General features: G+C 70.5%; 13 protein-coding genes, 1 pseudogene and 1 riboswitch. Of the genes and pseudogenes, 6 read left to right on the top strand and 8 right to left on the bottom strand.

The genetic code is table 11. The features are described from left to right. Window positions 1–41: 41 nt before the first annotated feature. Window positions 42–281, bottom strand: a pseudogene (locus OG242_RS16035) (LLM class flavin-dependent oxidoreductase); the annotation flags it as partial. A 279-nt stretch (window positions 282–560) separates the two neighbouring features. Here OG242_RS16035 and OG242_RS16030 point away from each other — a divergent pair. Together OG242_RS16030 and OG242_RS16025 are read left to right on the top strand one after the other, a co-directional pair. Then, a complete protein-coding gene (locus OG242_RS16030) occupies window positions 561–1,082 on the top strand; it encodes a SigE family RNA polymerase sigma factor (RefSeq protein ID WP_405898809.1) in 522 nt (173 codons plus the stop codon). Window positions 1,083–1,135: 53 nt separating this feature from the next. After that, entirely contained in the window at window positions 1,136–1,582 is a 447-nt protein-coding gene (locus OG242_RS16025; protein WP_405898808.1) for a PASTA domain-containing protein, read from the top strand. 113 nt (window positions 1,583–1,695) lie between these two features. Here the strand turns inward: OG242_RS16025 and OG242_RS16020 are convergent, their stop codons facing one another. Then, complete coding sequence (locus OG242_RS16020) at window positions 1,696–2,583, bottom strand: DUF72 domain-containing protein (protein ID WP_405898807.1); 888 nt, start codon at window positions 2,581–2,583, stop codon at window positions 1,696–1,698. A 183-nt stretch (window positions 2,584–2,766) separates the two neighbouring features. Between OG242_RS16020 and OG242_RS16015 the strand changes: the two genes are divergently transcribed. Next, window positions 2,767–3,633 carry a Cof-type HAD-IIB family hydrolase gene (locus tag OG242_RS16015; protein WP_405898806.1) on the top strand — a complete coding sequence of 289 codons (867 nt, stop codon included), beginning with the start codon at window positions 2,767–2,769 and terminating at the stop codon, window positions 3,631–3,633. 49 nt (window positions 3,634–3,682) lie between these two features. Here the strand turns inward: OG242_RS16015 and OG242_RS16010 are convergent, their stop codons facing one another. The 5 genes from OG242_RS16010 to hisC form a co-directional block, all read right to left on the bottom strand. Then, a complete protein-coding gene (locus OG242_RS16010; RefSeq protein ID WP_405898805.1) occupies window positions 3,683–5,479 on the bottom strand; it encodes a GAF domain-containing sensor histidine kinase in 1,797 nt (598 codons plus the stop codon). Window positions 5,480–5,538: 59 nt separating this feature from the next. Further along, window positions 5,539–9,051 carry a thiol reductant ABC exporter subunit CydD gene (gene cydD, locus OG242_RS16005; protein ID WP_405898804.1) on the bottom strand — a complete coding sequence of 1,171 codons (3,513 nt, stop codon included), beginning with the start codon at window positions 9,049–9,051 and terminating at the stop codon, window positions 5,539–5,541. Window positions 9,052–9,096: 45 nt separating this feature from the next. Next, window positions 9,097–10,098 carry a cytochrome d ubiquinol oxidase subunit II gene (cydB, locus tag OG242_RS16000; protein WP_405898803.1) on the bottom strand — a complete coding sequence of 334 codons (1,002 nt, stop codon included), beginning with the start codon at window positions 10,096–10,098 and terminating at the stop codon, window positions 9,097–9,099. 16 nt (window positions 10,099–10,114) lie between these two features. Further along, entirely contained in the window at window positions 10,115–11,623 is a 1,509-nt protein-coding gene (locus OG242_RS15995) for a cytochrome ubiquinol oxidase subunit I (protein WP_405898802.1), read from the bottom strand. A 238-nt stretch (window positions 11,624–11,861) separates the two neighbouring features. Then, on the bottom strand, window positions 11,862–12,941 hold the full coding sequence (hisC, locus tag OG242_RS15990) for a histidinol-phosphate transaminase (RefSeq protein ID WP_405898801.1): 1,080 nt from the start codon (window positions 12,939–12,941) through the stop codon (window positions 11,862–11,864). 371 nt (window positions 12,942–13,312) lie between these two features. Between hisC and OG242_RS15985 the strand changes: the two genes are divergently transcribed. The 3 genes from OG242_RS15985 to OG242_RS15975 all read left to right on the top strand — a co-directional run bounded on the left by OG242_RS15985 (window position 13,313) and on the right by OG242_RS15975 (window position 16,653). Then, window positions 13,313–14,425, top strand: a complete 1,113-nt coding sequence (locus OG242_RS15985; protein WP_026242993.1) for a LacI family DNA-binding transcriptional regulator — start codon at window positions 13,313–13,315, stop codon at window positions 14,423–14,425. A 175-nt stretch (window positions 14,426–14,600) separates the two neighbouring features. Continuing rightward, window positions 14,601–15,659, top strand: coding sequence for a metallophosphoesterase (locus tag OG242_RS15980; RefSeq protein WP_405898800.1), 1,059 nt, complete (start codon window positions 14,601–14,603; stop codon window positions 15,657–15,659). A 181-nt stretch (window positions 15,660–15,840) separates the two neighbouring features. Further along, complete coding sequence (locus OG242_RS15975; RefSeq protein ID WP_405898799.1) at window positions 15,841–16,653, top strand: hypothetical protein; 813 nt, start codon at window positions 15,841–15,843, stop codon at window positions 16,651–16,653. A gap of 76 nt (window positions 16,654–16,729) precedes the next feature. Here OG242_RS15975 and thiC read toward each other — a convergent pair whose 3' ends face one another. Beyond that, complete coding sequence (gene thiC, locus OG242_RS15970; protein WP_405898798.1) at window positions 16,730–18,523, bottom strand: phosphomethylpyrimidine synthase ThiC; 1,794 nt, start codon at window positions 18,521–18,523, stop codon at window positions 16,730–16,732. Continuing rightward, window positions 18,516–18,651: riboswitch (TPP riboswitch) on the bottom strand. (Overlaps the previous gene by 8 nt.) Window positions 18,652–18,704: the final 53 nt, after the last annotated feature.

The raw sequence follows: 18,704 nt of genomic DNA, 5'->3' as shown, positions 1-18,704 counted from the left end.
GACAGCCGCTCAGGTACGTCACCGCGGCACTGCCCGCCCTACGTGGTGCGCGGACGAGGATTGACCGAGGTGACGAGGGTGCCGATGCGCATGCTTTCCGTAGCCGCGGCTGCTGCGGTGAGAGTCGGCACAGCGCCGAACCACGGCTGATCTCGAAAGCTCCGCCCGGACAGGTGGTCGTAGGTGTACGCGGTGTGGAAGCCGAGCTCCTCGGCCCGGCGCCAGACGTTCCGGCCTTCGGCCCAGCGGTGGATAGGCAGGATGACAGTGCTCAGACGCATGCCGTGACCTGAATCCGTGTGGGCGGACGGCTTGTGGCGGTCAGCCGAGCCAACGGACATCGCGCATGCGGTCGAGCAATACGAGACCGACGTCCGCCGCCTGGAACTGGGCATGACCGACGCGGCCGAGACGATGGTCCGCAGCTGTCCGCTGGGCTCATCGCTGCCGCCCGGTCGACACCGGGCGGCAGCAATACCTGTGACCCAGGTCTCAGTCCAGCCGTGCAGCAGATGAGGCGGTGTTCACGTCGAGGAGGGGTGACAGGAAGGGAGGAGCGTATGGAGACGGACTTCCAGGTTTTCGTCGCCGCGAGGTCGACCGCGCTGTTCCGGGGCGCCTTCGTCCTGACGGGCAACCGTGAGGCGGCGGAGGACCTGGTCCAGGAGACCCTGGAGCGGGCCTGCCGCAAATGGCGCACCATCGCGGGGAAGGACGCTCCGGACCTCTATGTGCGGCGGATCATGGTGAACCTGGCCAACGACCGCTGGCGCAGGTTCCGCCGCCTGGGCATGACCTCCGATCCGGAGAGCGGCGACAAGGCCGCCCCTGGAGACGAGTTCGGGCAGGTGGACAACCGGGACCAGTTGGTGCGCGCCCTGCAACAACTGCCCATGCGGATGCGCACGGTCGTGGTGCTGCGGTACTTCCACGACCTCTCCGACACCGAGATCGCAGCCGACATGGGCATATCGCCCAGCACGGTGCGCTCCCAGCTTGCTCGTGGGATCGAGAAACTCAGAGGTCAGATCCCCGTGCTCTCCGCCCCTTCGCCACGGCAGCACACGGAAGGAATCCGATGACCTCGTACGACGACGCATGGCCTTCCGGCTGCACACCTTTCGAAGAGGAACTGATGAACGCCATGAACCGATTCGCGAACTCCGCCGAGGCCCCCGCCTTCGACGCGCCCCAGATCCTGCGCCGCACCCGGCGCAGGCGCACCATCGGCATCGCCGCCGTCGCCGCCACCCTCATCGCGGCGGGCGGGGGCACCGCCCTGGCCACCTCGGTCGCCGGCAGCAGCAGTTCGACCCCGGTGGCTACCAGCAAGGCCACCAACAGCGACGCCACCACCATGCTGTATCTCTTCCCCGACGGCCAGAGCATCCCGATCGACTTCGCGGGCTGGAGCCTGGTCGAGGCCACGGCGTACATGCAGAAGACGCAGACGAAGCTCGGCACCGTCACCAAGAAAGCCGTCAAGGGCTGCAAGCCCGGCTCGGTGCTCGGCGTGTCCCCGCACGCCCCGAAGACCGTCAAGAAGGGCGACACGGTCGCCTTCACCGTCTGCGCCGGCTGACCAGGCCTGAGCCGATACGACGCCCGCCCCTGCGTCAATCAGGGGCGGGCGCCCGTCACAACATCGCACGGGGGCCCCCTCGTGTCAGCGGTGGATCGGCAGAATCACAGTGCTCAGTCGCATGCGGCGACCCTATGAGAGCCGAGAAGGTGCCGCATCGACTCGGCTGCGCGGACGGCGGCGTCACCGCAGCAGTTGTTGAACAGCACATGCACCTCATCGGCCTGCTCGGCCATCCTGCGGATGCGCGGTACCCACTCGCGCAGCTCCTCAGTCGTGTAGGTGTGGCGGAACCTCTCCTCCTTCGTACCGGCCCCCCAGGCGCTGTTGCGGCCGTGCAGCCGCACCAGGGCGAGGTCCGGCCGGGTGACCCGTACGACAGGCGGTACGGAGGTGGGCAGCGTCCGGACCATGTCCACGGCCACGGCGGCCGCGTCCAGATCGGCCAGCAGGGCGGCCGTCGTATTGGCCTGCTCCTCGCGCCACCAGCCCGGATGCCGGAACTCCACAGCCACCGGCCAGCCGGCCGCCCGCTCACGGCACCGGCGCAGGAACTCCTCCGCCGGCCTCCCCGGTACAAGACGGGCAGGGAACTGGAAGACCAGCGTCCCCAGCCGCCCCGCGGCACGCAGCGGTTCCAGGGCCGCGCTGTAGCGCTGCCACACCTCGTCGAGCAGCCCGGGCTCGACGCCCGCCCCGCGTTCGCGCACGAAGGCCGGGCGCAGGTCTGCGGGCAGCGCCTGGGACCGCGTGGGGTGGCCGGTGAGCAGGGAGAACGCCTTCACGTCGAACCGGAAGCCGTCCGGGGTGCGGTCGGCCCACAGGAGGCTGTTGCGGGTGCTGGGCAACCCGTAATACGTGGAGTCCACCTCGGCCACCGGGAACTGTGCGGCGTAGTGCCGCAGCCGGCCCTCCGCGTCGCGGCTGCCCGTGGGGTACCAGCCGCTGGCCACCAGGGCCTTGTCCGTCCACGAGCAGGTGCCGACCCGGATCTCTCCCATCCCGCCCGCCTTCCCCGCACGGGCGAGGGATACGCGGGAATGCGGGACGGGCGGACTCAGGGTCTGGTACGTCCTTCTCGACGCTGTCATATGCCTGTGGAATGTTCGGCAGGTCAGGGGCGCGAGGTCTCAAATGTGCGCCCCTCCGCACGCCCGTGCGCCTGCGTACGCGAGAATGTACGGGTGACCACCGTTATCGAACAGTCCGCCCCCGTCGCTCCCCGGCTGATCGCCACGGATCTGGACGGCACTCTTCTGCGCGACGACAAGACCGTCTCGGACCGCACGGTCCGTGCGCTCGCCGCCGCCGAGGAGGCGGGGGTCGAGGTCTTCTTCGTCACCGGGCGCCCCGCTCGCTGGATGGACGTCGTCAGCGACCACGTCCACGGCCACGGCCTGGCGATCTGCGCCAACGGCGCGGCCGTCGCCGACCTGCACGACGGCGGCCGGCTGCTGAAGATCCGGGGACTGGAGCGGGAGACGGCCCTCGACGTCGTCCACACGCTGCGCGCCGCCGCGCCAGGCACGTCCTTCGCCGTCGAGCTGGCCACCGGCATCCACTACGAACCCGCCTACCCGCCCTTCCACCTCGACCCCGGTGCCACCGTGGCGGTCGCGGAGAAGCTGCTGCACGAGGAGGCCCCCGGCGACGGCGCGCCTGTGCTGAAGCTGCTCGCGCGCCACGGCGAGCTCGACCCGGACGAGTTCCTGGCCCTGTCCCGTGCGGCCGCAGGGGAGCGGGCCACCTTCACCCGGTCGAGTCCCGCCGCGCTCCTGGAGATCAGCGGGCCCGGCGTCTCCAAGGCCAGCACCCTGGAGCTGTGCTGCGCCGAGCGCGGCATCTCGGCGGCCGAGGTCGTCGCCTTCGGCGACATGCCCAACGACGTGGAGATGCTGAGCTGGGCCGGGTCCTCCTACGCGATGGGCAACGCCCACCCGGCCGCCCTCGCCGCCGCCTCCGGCCGCACCGTCACCAACAACGAGGACGGCGTGGCCGTCGTCATCGAGCGCATCCTCGCGGAACGGGCGGAGAGCCTGACGAGGCGCTGAGCCTCGCGGTTGCCCGCGCAACACCGCTGGCGGAAGGCCGCACGCCTACTCACAACGGCGCCTGCCACACAACCGTCGTGCCTCCCCCGCCCTCCCCGATGCCGGGCTCGAACCAGCTGGCCCCGCCCAGCGACCCCGCCCGGCGGGCCAGATTCCGCAGACCGCTGCGCCGCCCTCCCTCCGGCATGCCCACCCCGTCGTCGGCGACCGAGAGCCGCACGGCGTCCCGCCCGTCGTCCAGCGTGACGGTCGCGTCGACGACCACCTCGATGCGCGCCGCACCGGCGTGCCGGAAGGCGTTGGACAGCGCCTCCCGCAGCGCCGCGATCAGGTTCTTGCCCGTCAGCTCGCCCACCAGGGAATCGACCGCCCCCACGAAGCGGTGGGACGGTTTGAAGCCCAGCGGCACGGCCGCCGTGTTGATCTCACGGAGGACCCGGGTGCGCAGCCCGGCCGGCGCCTCGGCCGGCTCCTGCTGGAGCGCGAAGATCGCGGTGCGGATCTCCTGGATGGTCACATCCAGCTCGTCCACCGCCCGGCCGACGCCGGTCTGCACCTCCGGCACGTCCGACCGCCGCTGGGCGCTCTCCAGCATCATCCCGGTCGCGAACAGCCGCTGGATGACCAGATCGTGGAGGTCGCGGGCGATTCGGTCGCGGTCCTCGTAGACCGCGAGGCGCTCCCGGTCGCGCTGGGCGTCGGCCATCATCAGGGCCAGCGCGGCCTGCGAGGCGAACTGGGTGGCGAGCGTCCGCTCCGTCTCCGTGAACGGCCTGCCGCCCCTGGCCCGGGGCGTGGCGAGCGCCCCCAGCACCCGGCCCCCGCTGTGCAGGGGCAGCAGCATGTTCGGCCCGAACGGGTCCGCCAGCCTGGTGATCAGGCGGGTGTCGGTGGCCGAGTCGTCGACGAAGACGGCCTCGCCGCCCAGGAGCATCCCCACCACCGGGCTCTGGGCCGGAACGATCACCCCGAGCGAGTCCGTCGGGTCGTCCGCCGATACGGCGACGATCTCCAGGCCCCCGCCCTCGGCCGGCAGCAGCACGATGCCGGCGGCGGCAGCCGCGAGACGGCGGGCCTGCTCGGCGACGACCGTGAGCGCGTCGTCGGCGTCCCCGCCGGAGAGCAGGGCGGTCGTCACGGCGACCGAACCGTCGATCCACCGCTCGCGCTGCCGGGCGGCCTCGTACAGCCGGGCGTTGCCGATGGCGATCCCGGCCTCCGTCGCCAGTACGCGCACCAGGTGCAGGTCGTAGTCGCTGAACCCGCCGCCGCCGTCCTTCTCGGCGAGGTACAGGTTGCCGAAGATCTCGCCCTGGACCCTGATCGGAACGCCGAGGAAGGTGCGCATCAGCGGATGGCCGGGCGGGAATCCGTCGAACCTCGGATCGGTGGTCAGGTCCGCGAGCCGCAGAGGGCGGGGGTCATGGATGAGGGCGCCGAGCAGCCCCCGGTGGCCGTCCGGCCGTCGGCCGATCTCGCGCGCGACGGGCTCCGGGACGCCATAGGTGACGAAGTCGGAGAGGCCCTCGCCCTCCTCGTCCACGACGCCGATCGCGGCGTACCGGGCGTGGGCCAGTTCGGCGGCCGTCTCGCAGATCCGGTCGAGCGTGGAGTGCAGTTCGAGGCCGGTCCCCACGGAACGCATGGCTTCCAGCAGGCGTGGCACCCGGGCCGTGAGTTCCGTGGACAGGCCCCGCAGACTACGAGTCACCTCGGCCGTCTCCGCTGCTTCCGTCACATCGTCGCGCGCGTCCCGCGAGGGCTCCGAGTCCTTCGAAGGCTCTGCGTCCCGCGAGGGCTCCGAGTCCTTCGAAGGCTCTGCGTGTTCCGGATCCTCCGCTGCCATACCCAGAGCGTAATTAGTCCCATTTACGGGGGAAAGTCGGGAGCCGTGTACCTTCGCGCTCAGAAGTGCGCGCCCACGGCCGCGACCGGTCCGCCCACGCTCTCGCGTTCCCGCGCCAGCATCCGGCGCAGCGGCCCGTCGACAGCCGCCAGTACCTCATACGGGCCCCGCTGCACGATCGCGCCCGCTTCCAGGACCACCACCTCGTCCACCGCTTCGAGACCGGCGAGCCGGTGCGTGATCAGGACAGTCGTACGCCCCCGGGTCGCCGCCAGCAGGTCCCGCGTCAGGGCGTCCGCGGTCGGCAGGTCGAGGTGCTCGGCGGGCTCGTCCAGCACGAGGACCGGGAAGTCGGCGAGCAGGGCCCTGGCCAGGGCGAGGCGCTGGCGCTGTCCCCCGGAGAGGCGGGCGCCGTGCTCACCGACGAGGGTGTCCAGCCCGTCCGGCAGCGCGTCCGCCCAGTCGAGGAGGCGGGCCCGGGCGAGCGCGTCGCGCAGTTCGGGCTCGGTCGCGGCGGGGCGGGCGAGCCGCAGGTTCTCCCGGAGCGAGCTGTCGAAGATGTGGGCGTCCTGGGCGCACAGCCCGACGAACCGCCGGACGGTGTCCCCGTCCAGCGCCGAAGCATCGACCCCGCCGATCCGGTACGTGCCCGTCCGCGCCTCCAGGAAGCGCAGCAGCACCTGGGCCAGCGTGGTCTTGCCGGACCCCGAGGCCCCCACGACGGCGACGCGGCGGCCCGCCTCCAGGGTGAGGTCGACGGAGGTGAGCGCGTCGTGGGCGGCGGCCGCGTACCGGGCCGAGAGCCCCCGCACCTCCAGCGGGAAGGGGCTCGCCGGAGTCGCGGCCGGGGCGGCCGGCTCCCGTACGGGCACGGGGGCGTCCAGCACCTCGTACACGCGCTCCGCGCTCCGGCTGACCCGCTGCCGGTACTGGGCGGCGAGCGGCAGCCCGGTCACGGCCTCGAAGGCGGCCAGCGGAGTGAGGACGACGACTGCGAGCTCCACGCCGGCGAGCCGGCCGTCCGCCACGGCGGGCAGCGCGACCAGGGCGGCGGCCACCACGGTGAGGCCTGCGATCAGTGCGATGAGGCCGCCCCCGAGCGCGGTCGCGGTCGCCGCGCGGGAGGCGATCCGGGTGAGCACGGCGTCGGCCGCGCGCGTCCGGGCCACGCGCCCGGGGAGGGCGCCCGCGACGGTCAGCTCGGCGGTGCCGCCCAGCAGATCGGTGATCCGGGTGGCCAGGTCGGCGCGTGCCGGGGCCAGGCGCCGTTCCGCGCGGCGGGCGCAGGCGCCGCTGACGAGCGGGACGCCGACGCCCGCGAGCAGCAGTCCCGCGGCCAGGACCAGGCCCGCCTGGGGGAGCAGCCAGCCGGTGAAGCCGACGGTCGCGGCGCCCACGAGGACGGCGGTGCCGGCGGGCAGCAGCCACCTCAGCCAGTAGTCCTGGAGGGCGTCCACGTCCGCGACCAGCCGCGAGAGGAGGTCGCCGCGCCGGGCGCCGCTCAGGCCGCCCGGTGTGATGCGCTCCAGGCTCCGGTACACGGCGACGCGCACTTCGGCGAGCATTCTCAGGACCGCGTCGTGCGAGACGAGGCGCTCGGCGTAGCGGAAGACCGCCCGGCCGATTCCGAAGGCGCGGGTCGCCGTCACCGCGACCATCAGATAGAGGACGGGGGGCTGTTCGGAGGCGCGGGAGATCAGCCAGCCGGAGACCGCCATGAGCCCGACGGCGGAACCCAGGGCGAGGCTCCCCAGCAGCAGGGCGAGCCCGAGCCGGCCACGCTGGGCACCTGCGGCGTCCCGGACCCGGGTCAGCACGTGGCCGCGCTCCGCCGCGGTCTCCTCGGGCGCCTCGGCTGCGGGTGCCGGTCCTTCGGTGGGCCGGATGTCCTCGGGCGCCCTCGCGGGACGGGGCGGCTCGGCCAGGGCTGCTTCCGGGGCCGGTTCCGTCAGTGTCACCACCCGGTCCGCGACCGCCAGCAGCGCCGGCCGGTGCACCACCAGCAGCACGGTCCGGCCGGCGGCCAGCCTCCGTACCGCCTCGACGATGCCCGCTTCCGTCTCGCCGTCCAGGCTCGCGGTCGGCTCGTCGAGCAGCAGCACCGGCCGGTCCGCGAGGAAGGCCCGGGCGAGCGCGATCCGCTGACGCTGACCGGCGGAGAGCCCGGCGCCGTCCTCGCCGAGAAGGGTGCGGTCGCCGTCCGGGAGCCCCTGCACGAAGTCGTACGCCCCCGCGTCGCGCAGCGCCGCCGTCACCGCGCTGTCGTCGGCGGCGGGCCGGGCCAGCCTGACGTTCTCCGCGATGGTGCCCGCGAACAGATGCGGCCGCTGCGGCACCCAGGCGGTGTGCTCCCGCCAGCGTTCGAGGGAGAGGCCGGCCAGATCGGTGCCACCGACGCGCACTCGGCCCGCATCGGGTGCGGTGAAGCCCAGGACCACGTTCAGCAGGGTGGTCTTGCCGACCCCGCTCGGGCCGACCAGGGCAACGGTCTCGCCCTCCTCGACGGTGAGCGAGACGGGGGCGAGCGAGGGCTCGGAGCGGCCGTCGTGCCGGACGGTCACCCCGTCCAGCTCCAGCTCCAGCGACGCGGGGACCTCCCCCGTACCGCCGGCGCGGGGTTCAGTCTCCAGGACGGCGAAGACCTCCTCCGCCGCGGAGAGCCCCTCGGCGGCGGCATGGAACTGCGCGCCGACCTGGCGGATGGGGAGATAGGCCTCGGGCGCGAGGATCAGGACCAGCAGGCCGGTGTACAGGTCGAGTTCACCGTGCACGAGCCGCATGCCGATAGTGACGGCGACGAGGGCCACCGAGAGGGTGGCGAGGAGTTCGAGGGCGAAGGACGACAGGAACGCGATCCGCAGGGTGCGCAGGGTGGCCTGCCGGTACTGCGAGGTGATCCTGCGTATCGATTCGGCCTGGGCCCTGGCACGGCCGAACACCTTCAGCGTCGGCAGTCCGGCCACCACGTCGAGGAAGTGACCGGAGAGCCGGGAGAGCAGCTTCCACTGACGGTCCATGCGCGACTGGGTCGCCCAGCCGATCAGGATCATGAAGAGCGGGATGAGCGGCAGCGTGACGACGATGATCGCCGCCGACACCCAGTCCTCGGTGACGACCCTTGCAAGCACGGCCACCGGCACGACCACCGCGAGCCCGAGCTGCGGCAGATAGCGCGCGAAGTAGTCGTCGAGCGCGTCGATCCCCCGGGTCGCGAGCGTCACCAGCGAGCCGGTGCGCTGCCCGCTCAGCCAGTCCGGCCCCAGCTCCGCCGCCCGGTGGAGCAGCCGCCCGCGCAGTTCCGACTTGACCGCCGCACCGGCACGATGGGCCGCCAGCTCGGTGAGCCAGGCGACCAGGGCCCGGCCCAGCGCAACCACCGCGAGCAGCAGGAGCGGCGTACGCAACCCGCCGGCCGTGAGCCCGTCCTCGAAGCCGCCCACCACGATCTCGGCGACCAGCATGGCCTGGGCGATGACCAGCGCCGCTCCGGCCAGGCCGAGAACCACCACGGCCACTATGAACAGGCGCGTGGCACGGGCGTGGCGGAGCAGACGCGGGTCGATCGGTTTCACGTGAAACACCCCATGCGGCTCGGGTCGGTCGGAACACTCACTGCGTCAGTGCGCATCGGCGATGTGCTGGGTGCCGATCCGCTTGCGGAACACCCAGTACGTCCACCCCTGGTAGAGCAGCACGACCGGGGTGGCGATCCCGGCGCACCAGGTCATGATCTTCAGCGTGTACGGGCTGGACGAGGCGTTGGTGACCGTGAGGCTCCAGGCGTCGTTCAGCGAGGAGGGCATGACGTTCGGGAAGAGCGTCAGGAACAACATGGCGACCGCTGCGGCGATGGCCACGCCGGAGAGCGCGAAGGACCAGCCCTCACGCCCCGCCGCGATCATCACGATCGCCCCGACCAGCGCCACGGCGGCGACGATCATCGCGAGCAGGCTCCGTCCGTTCCCGTTGTCAAGCTGGGTCCAGACGAGAAAGGCGAGCGCGAGCACCGCCGTGACGGCACCCAGCTTCAGGGCCATGCCGCGCGCCCGGGCCCGGATGTCACCGGCCGTCTTCAGCCCGGCGAACACCGCGCCGTGGAAGGTGAAGAGGGTGAGGGTGACCAGGCCGCCGAGGAGTGCGTAGGGGTTGAGCAGGTCCAGGACGCTGCCCGTGTACTCCATGTGCGCGTCGATCTTCACGCCCCGCACGATGTTGCCGAAGGCCACGCCCCACAGCACGGCGGGGATCAGCGAGGCCCAGAAGATCGCGTGCTCCCAGTTGGTCTGCCACTTCTCCTCAGGCCGCTTCGCCCGGTACTCGAAGGCGACACCGCGCACGATCAGGCAGAGCAGGATGACCAGGAGCGGCAGGTAGAACCCGGAGAACAACGTGGCGTACCACTCGGGGAACGCGGCGAAGGTCGCTCCGCCGGCGCTGAGCAGCCAGACCTCGTTGCCGTCCCAGACCGGGCCGATCGTGTTGATCAGTACCCGTCGTTCCTTACGGTCCCGGGCCAGCAGCTTGGTGAGGACGCCGATCCCGAAGTCGAATCCCTCCAGGAAGAAGTAGCCGGTCCACAGGACGGCGATGAGCACGAACCAGACGTCGTGGAGTTCCATTTCTCGGCTCCCGCTCTCAGTAGGAGAAGGCCATGGGCCGGTCGGCGTCTTCGTGATCGCCGCCGATCCGGGTGGGCGGGTTGAGGTCGTCGTCCGTGAGCTCCGGGGGCCCGGCCTTGATGTACTTCAGGAGGAGCCGGACTTCGATCACGGCGAGCACCGCGTACAGCACGGTGAAGACGATCAGCGAGGTGAGCACCTCGGCCTGGGAGACGCCGGGGGAGACCGCGTCGCGGGTCTGGAGCACGCCGTAGACGACCCAGGGCTGACGGCCCATCTCGGTGAAGATCCAGCCCCAGGAGTTGGCGATCAGCGGGAAGAGCAGGGTCCACAGGGCGACGATCCAGTAGCACCGGGCGAGGCGTGGACTGAGGGCCTTGTTCTTGAAGAGGACCAGATTCGGCACCTCGTCCTCACCGGTGCGCATCGCCTCGGGCAGCATGAACTTCTTACGGGTGAGCCACAGACCGAGGATGCCGAGGCCGAAGGAAGCCATGCCGAAGCCGATCATCCACCGGAAGCTCCAGAAGGCGACGGGGATGTTGGGCCGGTAGTCACCGGGACCAAAGCGCTCCTGCTCCGCCTTGTTGATGTCGTTGATGCCGGGCACGTACGAGTGGAAGTCGTCGTCGGCGAGGAAGGACAGCACCCCGGGGACGGAGATCTCCACCGAGTTGTGGCCCTTGCTGACGTCCCCGTAGGCGAAGATCGAGAACGGCGCGGAGTTCTGTCCGTCCCACAGCGCCTCGGCGGCCGCCATCTTCATCGGCTGCTGCTTGAACATCACCTTGCCGAGCTGGTCGCCGCTGACTGCGGTCAGGAGGCCGGAGATCACCACGGTGATCAGTCCCAGCCGCAGCGAGGTCCGCATCACCGGGATGTGCTTCTTGCGGGCCAGGTGGAAGGCCGCGATGCCGACCATGAACGCCCCGCCGACCAGGAAGGCGGCGGTGATGGTGTGGAAGAACTGGGCGAGTGCGGTGTTCTGCGTGAGCACGTGCCAGAAGTCGGTGAGTTCGGCGCGTCCGCGTTCCTTGTTGATGCGGTAGCCGACCGGGTGCTGCATCCAGGAGTTGGCCGCCAGGATGAAGTAGGCGGACAGGACGGTGCCGAGGGACACCATCCAGATGCAGGCGAGGTGGATCCTCTTCGGCAGCTTGTCCCAGCCGAAGATCCACAGGCCGATGAAGGTGGACTCGAAGAAGAACGCGATCAGGGCCTCGAAAGCGAGCGGGGCCCCGAAGACGTCACCGACGAACCGCGAGTAGTCGGACCAGTTCATCCCGAACTGGAACTCCTGCACGATGCCGGTGACGACACCCATCGCGATGTTGATCAGGAAGAGCTTTCCCCAGAACTTGGTGGCCCTGAGGTACTTCTCCTTGTTCGTCCGCACCCAGGCGGTCTGCAGGCCGGCGGTGAGCGCCGCGAGAGAGATCGTCAGAGGAACGAAGAGGAAGTGGTAGACGGTCGTCGTACCGAACTGCCATCGCGCCAGGGTCTCCGGCGCCAGAGCTAGCTCCACGTCGTCTTCTCCTTACGTCACCGCCGTCACACCGGCGATTTGTCCGTGAAATCCAACGGATCACGGGAGGAAGCAGGACACGCTTGTGAACGCGTTCACATTCACAAGCAATTATGGCGCACACGTTTTCGGGCCGTTCGACCGGGGTCCCCCGTCACCCGTCGCCCCGAGCGCCGGGCATACGAAAGGGCCCCGCACCTCTCGCGAGGTACGGGGCCCGGTTGCCGGGAGGCGCCGGTTACAGCTCCTTGCGGAACGACTCCGTCACCTTCAGGAACAGGTCATTCGCCTCGTCCTCACCGATCGTGACGCGCACGCCCTCGCCTGCGAACGGGCGGACCACCACGCCGGCCTTCTCGCAGGCCGCCGCGAAGTCCAGGGTGCGGTCACCCAGCCGCAGCCAGACGAAGTTCGCCTGGGACTCGGGCACGGTCCAGCCCTGCCGCACCAGCGTCTCGTGCACCCGGTCCCGCTCGCACACCAGCGAGCCGACCCGGCCGAGCAGCTCGTCCTCGGCTCGCAGCGAGGCCACCGCCGCGTCCTGGGCGAGCTGACTGACACCGAACGGCACCGCCGTCTTGCGCAGCGCCGCCGCCACCGGCTCATGGGCCACCGCGAAGCCGACCCGCAGCCCGGCCAGGCCGTACGCCTTGGAGAACGTCCGCAGCACCGCCACGTTGGGGCGGTCCCGGTAGATCTCGATGCCGTCCGGGACCTCGACGTCGCGGATGAACTCCTTGTACGCCTCGTCCAGCACCACGAGCACGTCGCTCGGCACCCGGTCGAGGAACCGTTCCAGCTCGGCCCTGCGCACGACGGTGCCGGTCGGGTTGTTCGGATTGCAGACGAAGATCAGCCGCGTCCGGTCCGTGATCGCGTCCGCCATCGCGTCCAGGTCGTGCACCTCGCCGTCGGTCAGCGGCACCTTCACCGAGGTCGCGCCGCTGACCTGCGTGATGATCGGGTACGCCTCGAAGGAACGCCAGGCGTAGATGACCTCGTCACCCGGGCCCGAGGTGGCCTGCAGCAGCTGCTGGGCCACGCCGACCGAACCGGTCCCGGTGGCCAGGTGCGACACGGGCACACCGAAGCGGTCGGACAACTCGTTCATCAGACCCGTGCAGGCCATGTCCGGGTAACGGTTGAAGGACGCCGCCGAGGCCGTCGCGGCCTCCATCACTCCCGGCAGCGGGGGATACGGGTTCTCGTTGGAGGACAGCTTGAACGCGGCCGGTCCGTCCGCCGATGCCGGTTTGCCCGGCACATAGGCGGGAACACCGTCCAGCTCGGCACGCAGCTTGGGGCTCGTCTCGCTCACCGCAGGTCCTCCTCGACCATCCGTATACATCAATACTGCTCACCTTATGAGGATTGGGCGCCGCTGCGAACGGGTGGACAGCGGATTCGTCCGGTGGACCCCGGAATGAGGGGGAGCGCGCCCGGTCATGGCGCGCGCCGGTGGCTCACTCCGTGGCGCGCGTCCCTCGAAGAGGTGAGTTGAGACCTCTTCGAGACCTCGCTCCGCCAGCAGGCCCGTCCCGCCAGATGCATGACACATGACGGTGGACCCCACCAACCCCCTTGGGAAGCAATGCCTTTGGCACCCGATGACCTTGCAGAAACGTGCCTGTCAACGGGTGAATATGCGACCGGGCCAACTGTCCTTCCGAGCCCTACTATCGGCTCGCCATGACAGCAGCAGGGAAGCACCAGGTGAGCCGGACGGAGACCCCCCGGCGCGGCGGCAGGCAGGGACGTGCCGGTATCCGGGATGTCGCCGCGGCCGCCGGCGTCTCCATCACGACCGTCTCCGACGCGCTCAACGGCAAGGGCAGGCTCCCGGACGCCACCCGCCGCCATGTCCGCGAGGTCGCAGAGCGCCTGGGCTACCGCCCTTCGGCGGCGGCCCGCACGCTCCGTACCGGCAAGTCCGGCCTCATCGGCCTGACCGTGACGACGTACGGGGATGAACCTTTCACCTTCACCGAGTTCGCGTACTTCGCGGAGATGGCGAGAGCGGCCACCTCCGCGGCGCTAGCCCGCGGCTACGCCCTGGTCATCCTCCCGGCCACCTCGCGCCACGACGTGTGGTCGAACGTGGCCCTCGACGGCACCGTCGTCATCGACCCCTCCGACCAGGACCCGGTCGTCACCGAGCTGGTCCGCCAGGGCCTGCCCGTGGTCTCCGACGGCCGCCCCGCCGGGTCGCTGCCGGTCACCGCCTGGGTGGACAACGACCACCGGGCCGCCGTCCTCGACCTCCTCGACCATCTCGCCGCCGCCGGGGCACGCCGTATCGGACTGCTCACCGGTACCACCACCGACACGTACACCCGGCTCTCCACCACCGCCTACCTGCACTGGTGCGAGCGCGTGGGGCAGGACCCGGTCTACGAGTCCTATCCGGCGCACGACCCGTGTGCGGGCGCCGTGGCCGCCGACCGGCTGCTGGCCCGCCCCGACCGCCCCGACGCCGTCTACGGGCTCTTCGACCCCAACGGCACGGACCTGCTGGCTGCCGCCCGGCGCTACGGTCTGCGCGTCCCCGAGGACCTGTTGCTGGTCTGCTGCAGCGAGTCCACGGTCTACGCGACGACCGAGCCGCCCATCACGACGCTCTCGCTGAAGCCGCGGCGTATCGGCACGGCGGTCGTCCAGCTGCTCATCGACGCGATCGAGGGCGTCGACCAGGACGGCCCGGTGGAGCGGGTGATACCGACGGAGCTCATCGTCCGGACGTCCTCGCAACGCCGTCCGCCCCGCACCACGGTCAGTGCGCCGCGTTCCCCGGCAGGGGATTGATCAGCCCAATTGGGACCAATCGACCGACGAACCTGGCATGCGGAAGGATTCACCACCCCTGGTGCGTCCCAGAGCACGATCCGCATTCCTATGATGGACGCACGACACCGCGGACCAACCCGACCAGCAGGGCCCGTCAGGTGTGCGGCGGCGCGACGGTGGTGTGGAGGGGTCGATGACACAGGGGGCCGGTCAGGAACCCGTGGTGCGGACGGCGACGTTGCGCGACTTCCGCGTACCGCCCTATGCGCAGTCCCCTGCGCCGCCCGCCTCGCCGCACCCGGGAAGCGCCTTCCCGGAGGGCGACGCACCCGAGGGGTACACGCCGACGGCGCGCGACCTTCCCGTCATCAGTGCCGACAAACCCGCCCAGGTGCAGCCCGTACCCGAACCGCGTCCCGTCGCCACACCGGGTCTCGGCCCGCTGTACGTGGTCGGTGACGTCCACGGGTACCTGGACGAGCTGCTCGCCGCGCTCGCCGAGCAGGGCCTGATCGACGCCGAAGGCCGCTGGGCCGCCGGCAACGCGCGCCTGTGGTTCCTCGGCGACTTCACCGACCGGGGCCCCGACGGCATCGGCGTCATCGACCTCGTCATGCGGCTCTCCGCCGAGGCCGCGGCCGCCGGCGGCTACTGCAAGGCCCTGATGGGCAACCACGAGCTGCTGCTGATCGGCGCCAAGCGGTTCGGCGACACCCCGGTGAACTCCGGCGCGGGCACCGCCACCTTCCAGGCCGCCTGGCTCCTCAACGGCGGCCAGAAGGCGGACATGGAACGCCTCCAGGACGTCCACCTCCAGTGGATGTCCCGGCTCGACGCGGTCGTCGAGGAGGACGGGCACCTCCTGATGCACTCGGACACGACGGCGTACCTGGACTACGGCTCCACCATCGAGGACGTCAACGACACGGTGCACGCCATCCTCACGCGCAACGACGCCGACGAGTGCTGGGACCTGTTCCGCAAGCTCACCAAGCGGTTCGCCTTCCGGGACGACCAGGGCCCCGAGGCCGTCCAGGAACTGATGGCGGCGTACGGCGGCCGGCGCGTCGTCCATGGTCACAGCCCGATTCCCTACCTGACCGGCGAGGTCGGCTCCGAGGACAGCGAGGACGGTGCCGGGCCCCAGGTCGACGGCCCCCATGTGTACGCGGACGGGCTCGCCATCGCCATGGACGGCGGAGTGACCATGGCCGGAAAGCTACTGGTCGTCCAACTGCCGCTGCATGACTGACGTTCGGCAGGGAAGACGAATCCCGACCTGACAACGCCGAGCACTGGGCCTATTTCCGGAAACCCTCTGTCACCCCGTGCTGTGCGCGCTCTACCATCGGCGTATCAGTAGCAGGCTCTCCTCCGTTTCCGCCCAACTGCCCGGCCAGAGCGGGCACACAGGCCCGACGGAGCATCGGGGGATGCACATGAACAGCGCTCCGCACCTGCTGACCGAGGACCGGCCCGAGTACGAACGGCTCCTCGACGACGCACTGCGTCACGCTCATGAACGACCGGAACTGGCCGCCGTCGGCGAACGCCTCAACGTCGCCCAGCTCCGCACCATGGCGATGGCTGCCGTCGCCCTGATCACCGCCACGGCCGCCGCCGAGTACGAGCAGTACGTGAAGGCACGTGACGAACTGCGCGCCCCCGAACGTGACGCGGACCCCGGCACCACGCCGGACGGCCTCAGCCAGTCGGGCGCCGGCATAGGCGCGGTCGTCACCGTTCTGGCGCCGATGCTGGCGGGTACGGCGGCGACCATCTTCCTGCTGGCCGGCTACCTCCTGAAGATGCTGGAGCCACCACCGGCGTTCGCCACGACCATGGTCGGCGCGGGCTGGTTCTTCGCCGCCGTCACCGCCGCCGCCATCTTCGTCGCGGCCATCGGCCTGCTCATCACCGCCCTGCGCAACGGCTCTACGTCCCTGACGGCCCGCGAAGCCGGCGAGGACCTGCCCGACGAAGTCGCCCGGGCCAAGGAGGCCTGGCGGCAGGCGCTGCTGGAGCGGGGCATCGTGCCCTTCCTGCGCGACGCGCTCACCGAGCCCGCCGCCGGCCCCACGGCCCCCGCACCGCACCGCCCGGTGGGCCGTCTCCCGAAGATCGGTTACAGCAGGCCGGACTTCGCGGGCCCGGACCAGGGCCCTGCCGCCGCGCCCCGCCCCACGTACAGCAGCCCGGACTTCACGAGCCCCGACTTCGGCGGCCCCGAACACGAACTGGACTGAGCGGGGCTGAGGCGGAGGCGTCCGGACGCGGCCCGGGGAAGGGCCGCGTCCGTCTGCTTATCGGGCCACCACCAGGTCAGTCGGCCAGTGGCAGGTAGACCCGGTTACCACTCGCCGCGAACTCGCGCGACTTCTGGAGCATCCCTTCCGCGACCTCCTCGGCCGTCGCCTCCGCGCTCTCCGGGCCGCCGAACTGCTCACTGATGCTGTGGCTGATCTTCATCGAACAGAACTTCGGACCGCACATCGAGCAGAAGTGCGCCGTCTTGGCAGGCTCGGCGGGCAGCGTCTCGTCATGGAACTCCCGCGCCGTGTCCGGGTCGAGCGCCAGGTTGAACTGGTCCTCCCAGCGGAATTCGAACCGGGCGTCCGACAGCGCGTCGTCCCACTCCTGTGCGCCCGGGTGCCCCTTGGCCAGGTCGGCGGCATGGGCCGCGATCTTGTACGTGATGACCCCGGTCTTCACGTCGTCCCGGTTCGGCAGCCCGAGGTGCTCCTTGGGCGTCACGTAACAGAGCATCGCCGTACCCCACCAGGCGATCATCGCCGCACCGATGCCCGAGGTGATGTGGTCGTACGCCGGCGCGATGTCGGTGGTCAGCGGGCCGAGGGTGTAGAACGGCGCTTCCTCGCAGATCTCCTGCTGGAGGTCGATGTTCTCCTTGATCTTGTGCATCGGGACATGCCCCGGCCCCTCGATCATGGTCTGCACCCCGAACCTCTTGGCGACCGTGTTCAGCTCACCGAGCGTGCGCAGTTCGGCGAACTGGGCCTCGTCGTTGGCGTCCGCGATCGACCCGGGGCGCAGTCCGTCGCCCAGTGAGTACGTCACGTCGTAAGCGGCGAGGATCTCGCAGAGCTCCTCGAAGTGCTCGTACAGGAACGACTCCTTGTGGTGCGCCAGGCACCAGGCCGCCATGATCGAGCCGCCGCGGGAGACGATGCCGGTCTTGCGGCGAGCGGTGAGCGGCACGTACGGCAGGCGTACGCCGGCGTGCACCGTCATGTAGTCCACGCCCTGCTCGGCCTGCTCGATGACGGTGTCCTTGTAGATCTCCCAGGTCAGCTCCTCCGCCCTGCCATCGACCTTTTCCAGGGCCTGGTAGAGAGGAACGGTTCCGATCGGTACGGGTGAATTGCGAAGAACCCACTCACGGGTGGTGTGGATGTTGCGGCCGGTGGAAAGGTCCATGACCGTGTCCGCGCCCCACCGGGCCGCCCACGTCATCTTGTCCACCTCCTCCTCGATGGAGGACGTCACCGCGGAGTTGCCGATGTTGGCATTCACCTTCACCAGGAACCGCTTCCCGATGATCATCGGCTCGCTCTCCGGGTGGTTGACGTTGGCGGGCAGCACCGCGCGCCCTGCGGCGATCTCCTCGCGAACCACCTCGGCCGCCACGTTCTCCCGGACCGCGACGTACTCCATCTCCGGGGTGATCTCGCCCCTGCGGGCGTACGCGAGCTGGGTGACGGGCCGCCCGTCCCGGCTGCGCCGCGGTCGGCGCGGGCGGCCGGGGAAGACCGCGTCCAGGTTGCGCAGCCCGCCCCGTGGCGAGGTGTGCTTCAGCCCGTCGTCCTCGGGACGGGCGGGGCGGCCCGCGTACTCCTCGGTGTCGCTGCGGGCAATGATCCAGTTCTCCCGCAGGGGCGCGAGTCCGCGGCGGACGTCGGTCGCGGTGGCGGGATCGGTGTACGGCCCCGACGTGTCGTACAGCGTCACGTCCTTGCCGTTGGTGAGGTGCACCTGACGGACCGGCACCCGGATGTCCGGGCGCTGCCCCTGGACGTACCCCTTGTGCCAGCCGATGGACTTCCCGGCCTCGTCGCCCTGATTGGAGGCAGGCGTGCGTGTGTCCGATGTGGTCATGAGACCTACTCCCTACGCCGGCATTACCCGGTAACAGGTTCGGCGGTCGGCGCAGCATCACTGCCGTACGGACGTACGGCGGTCAGCGCCCTCTCAGCCCGGTGCTCCGAGCTCCCGCGTGTGCAAAGGTGCCACCACGCTAGCCCCTGGACGGGCGAGCTGAACAGAGGGCCTCTTCCTT

Origin of the sequence: Streptomyces sp. NBC_00727 (assembly GCF_045161745.1) — a bacterium.
Taxonomy (GTDB): Bacteria; Actinomycetota; Actinomycetes; order Streptomycetales; family Streptomycetaceae; genus Streptomyces.
Note: the sequence above shows the minus strand (reverse complement) of the source record. Positions and strands in the feature narration are given on the sequence as shown.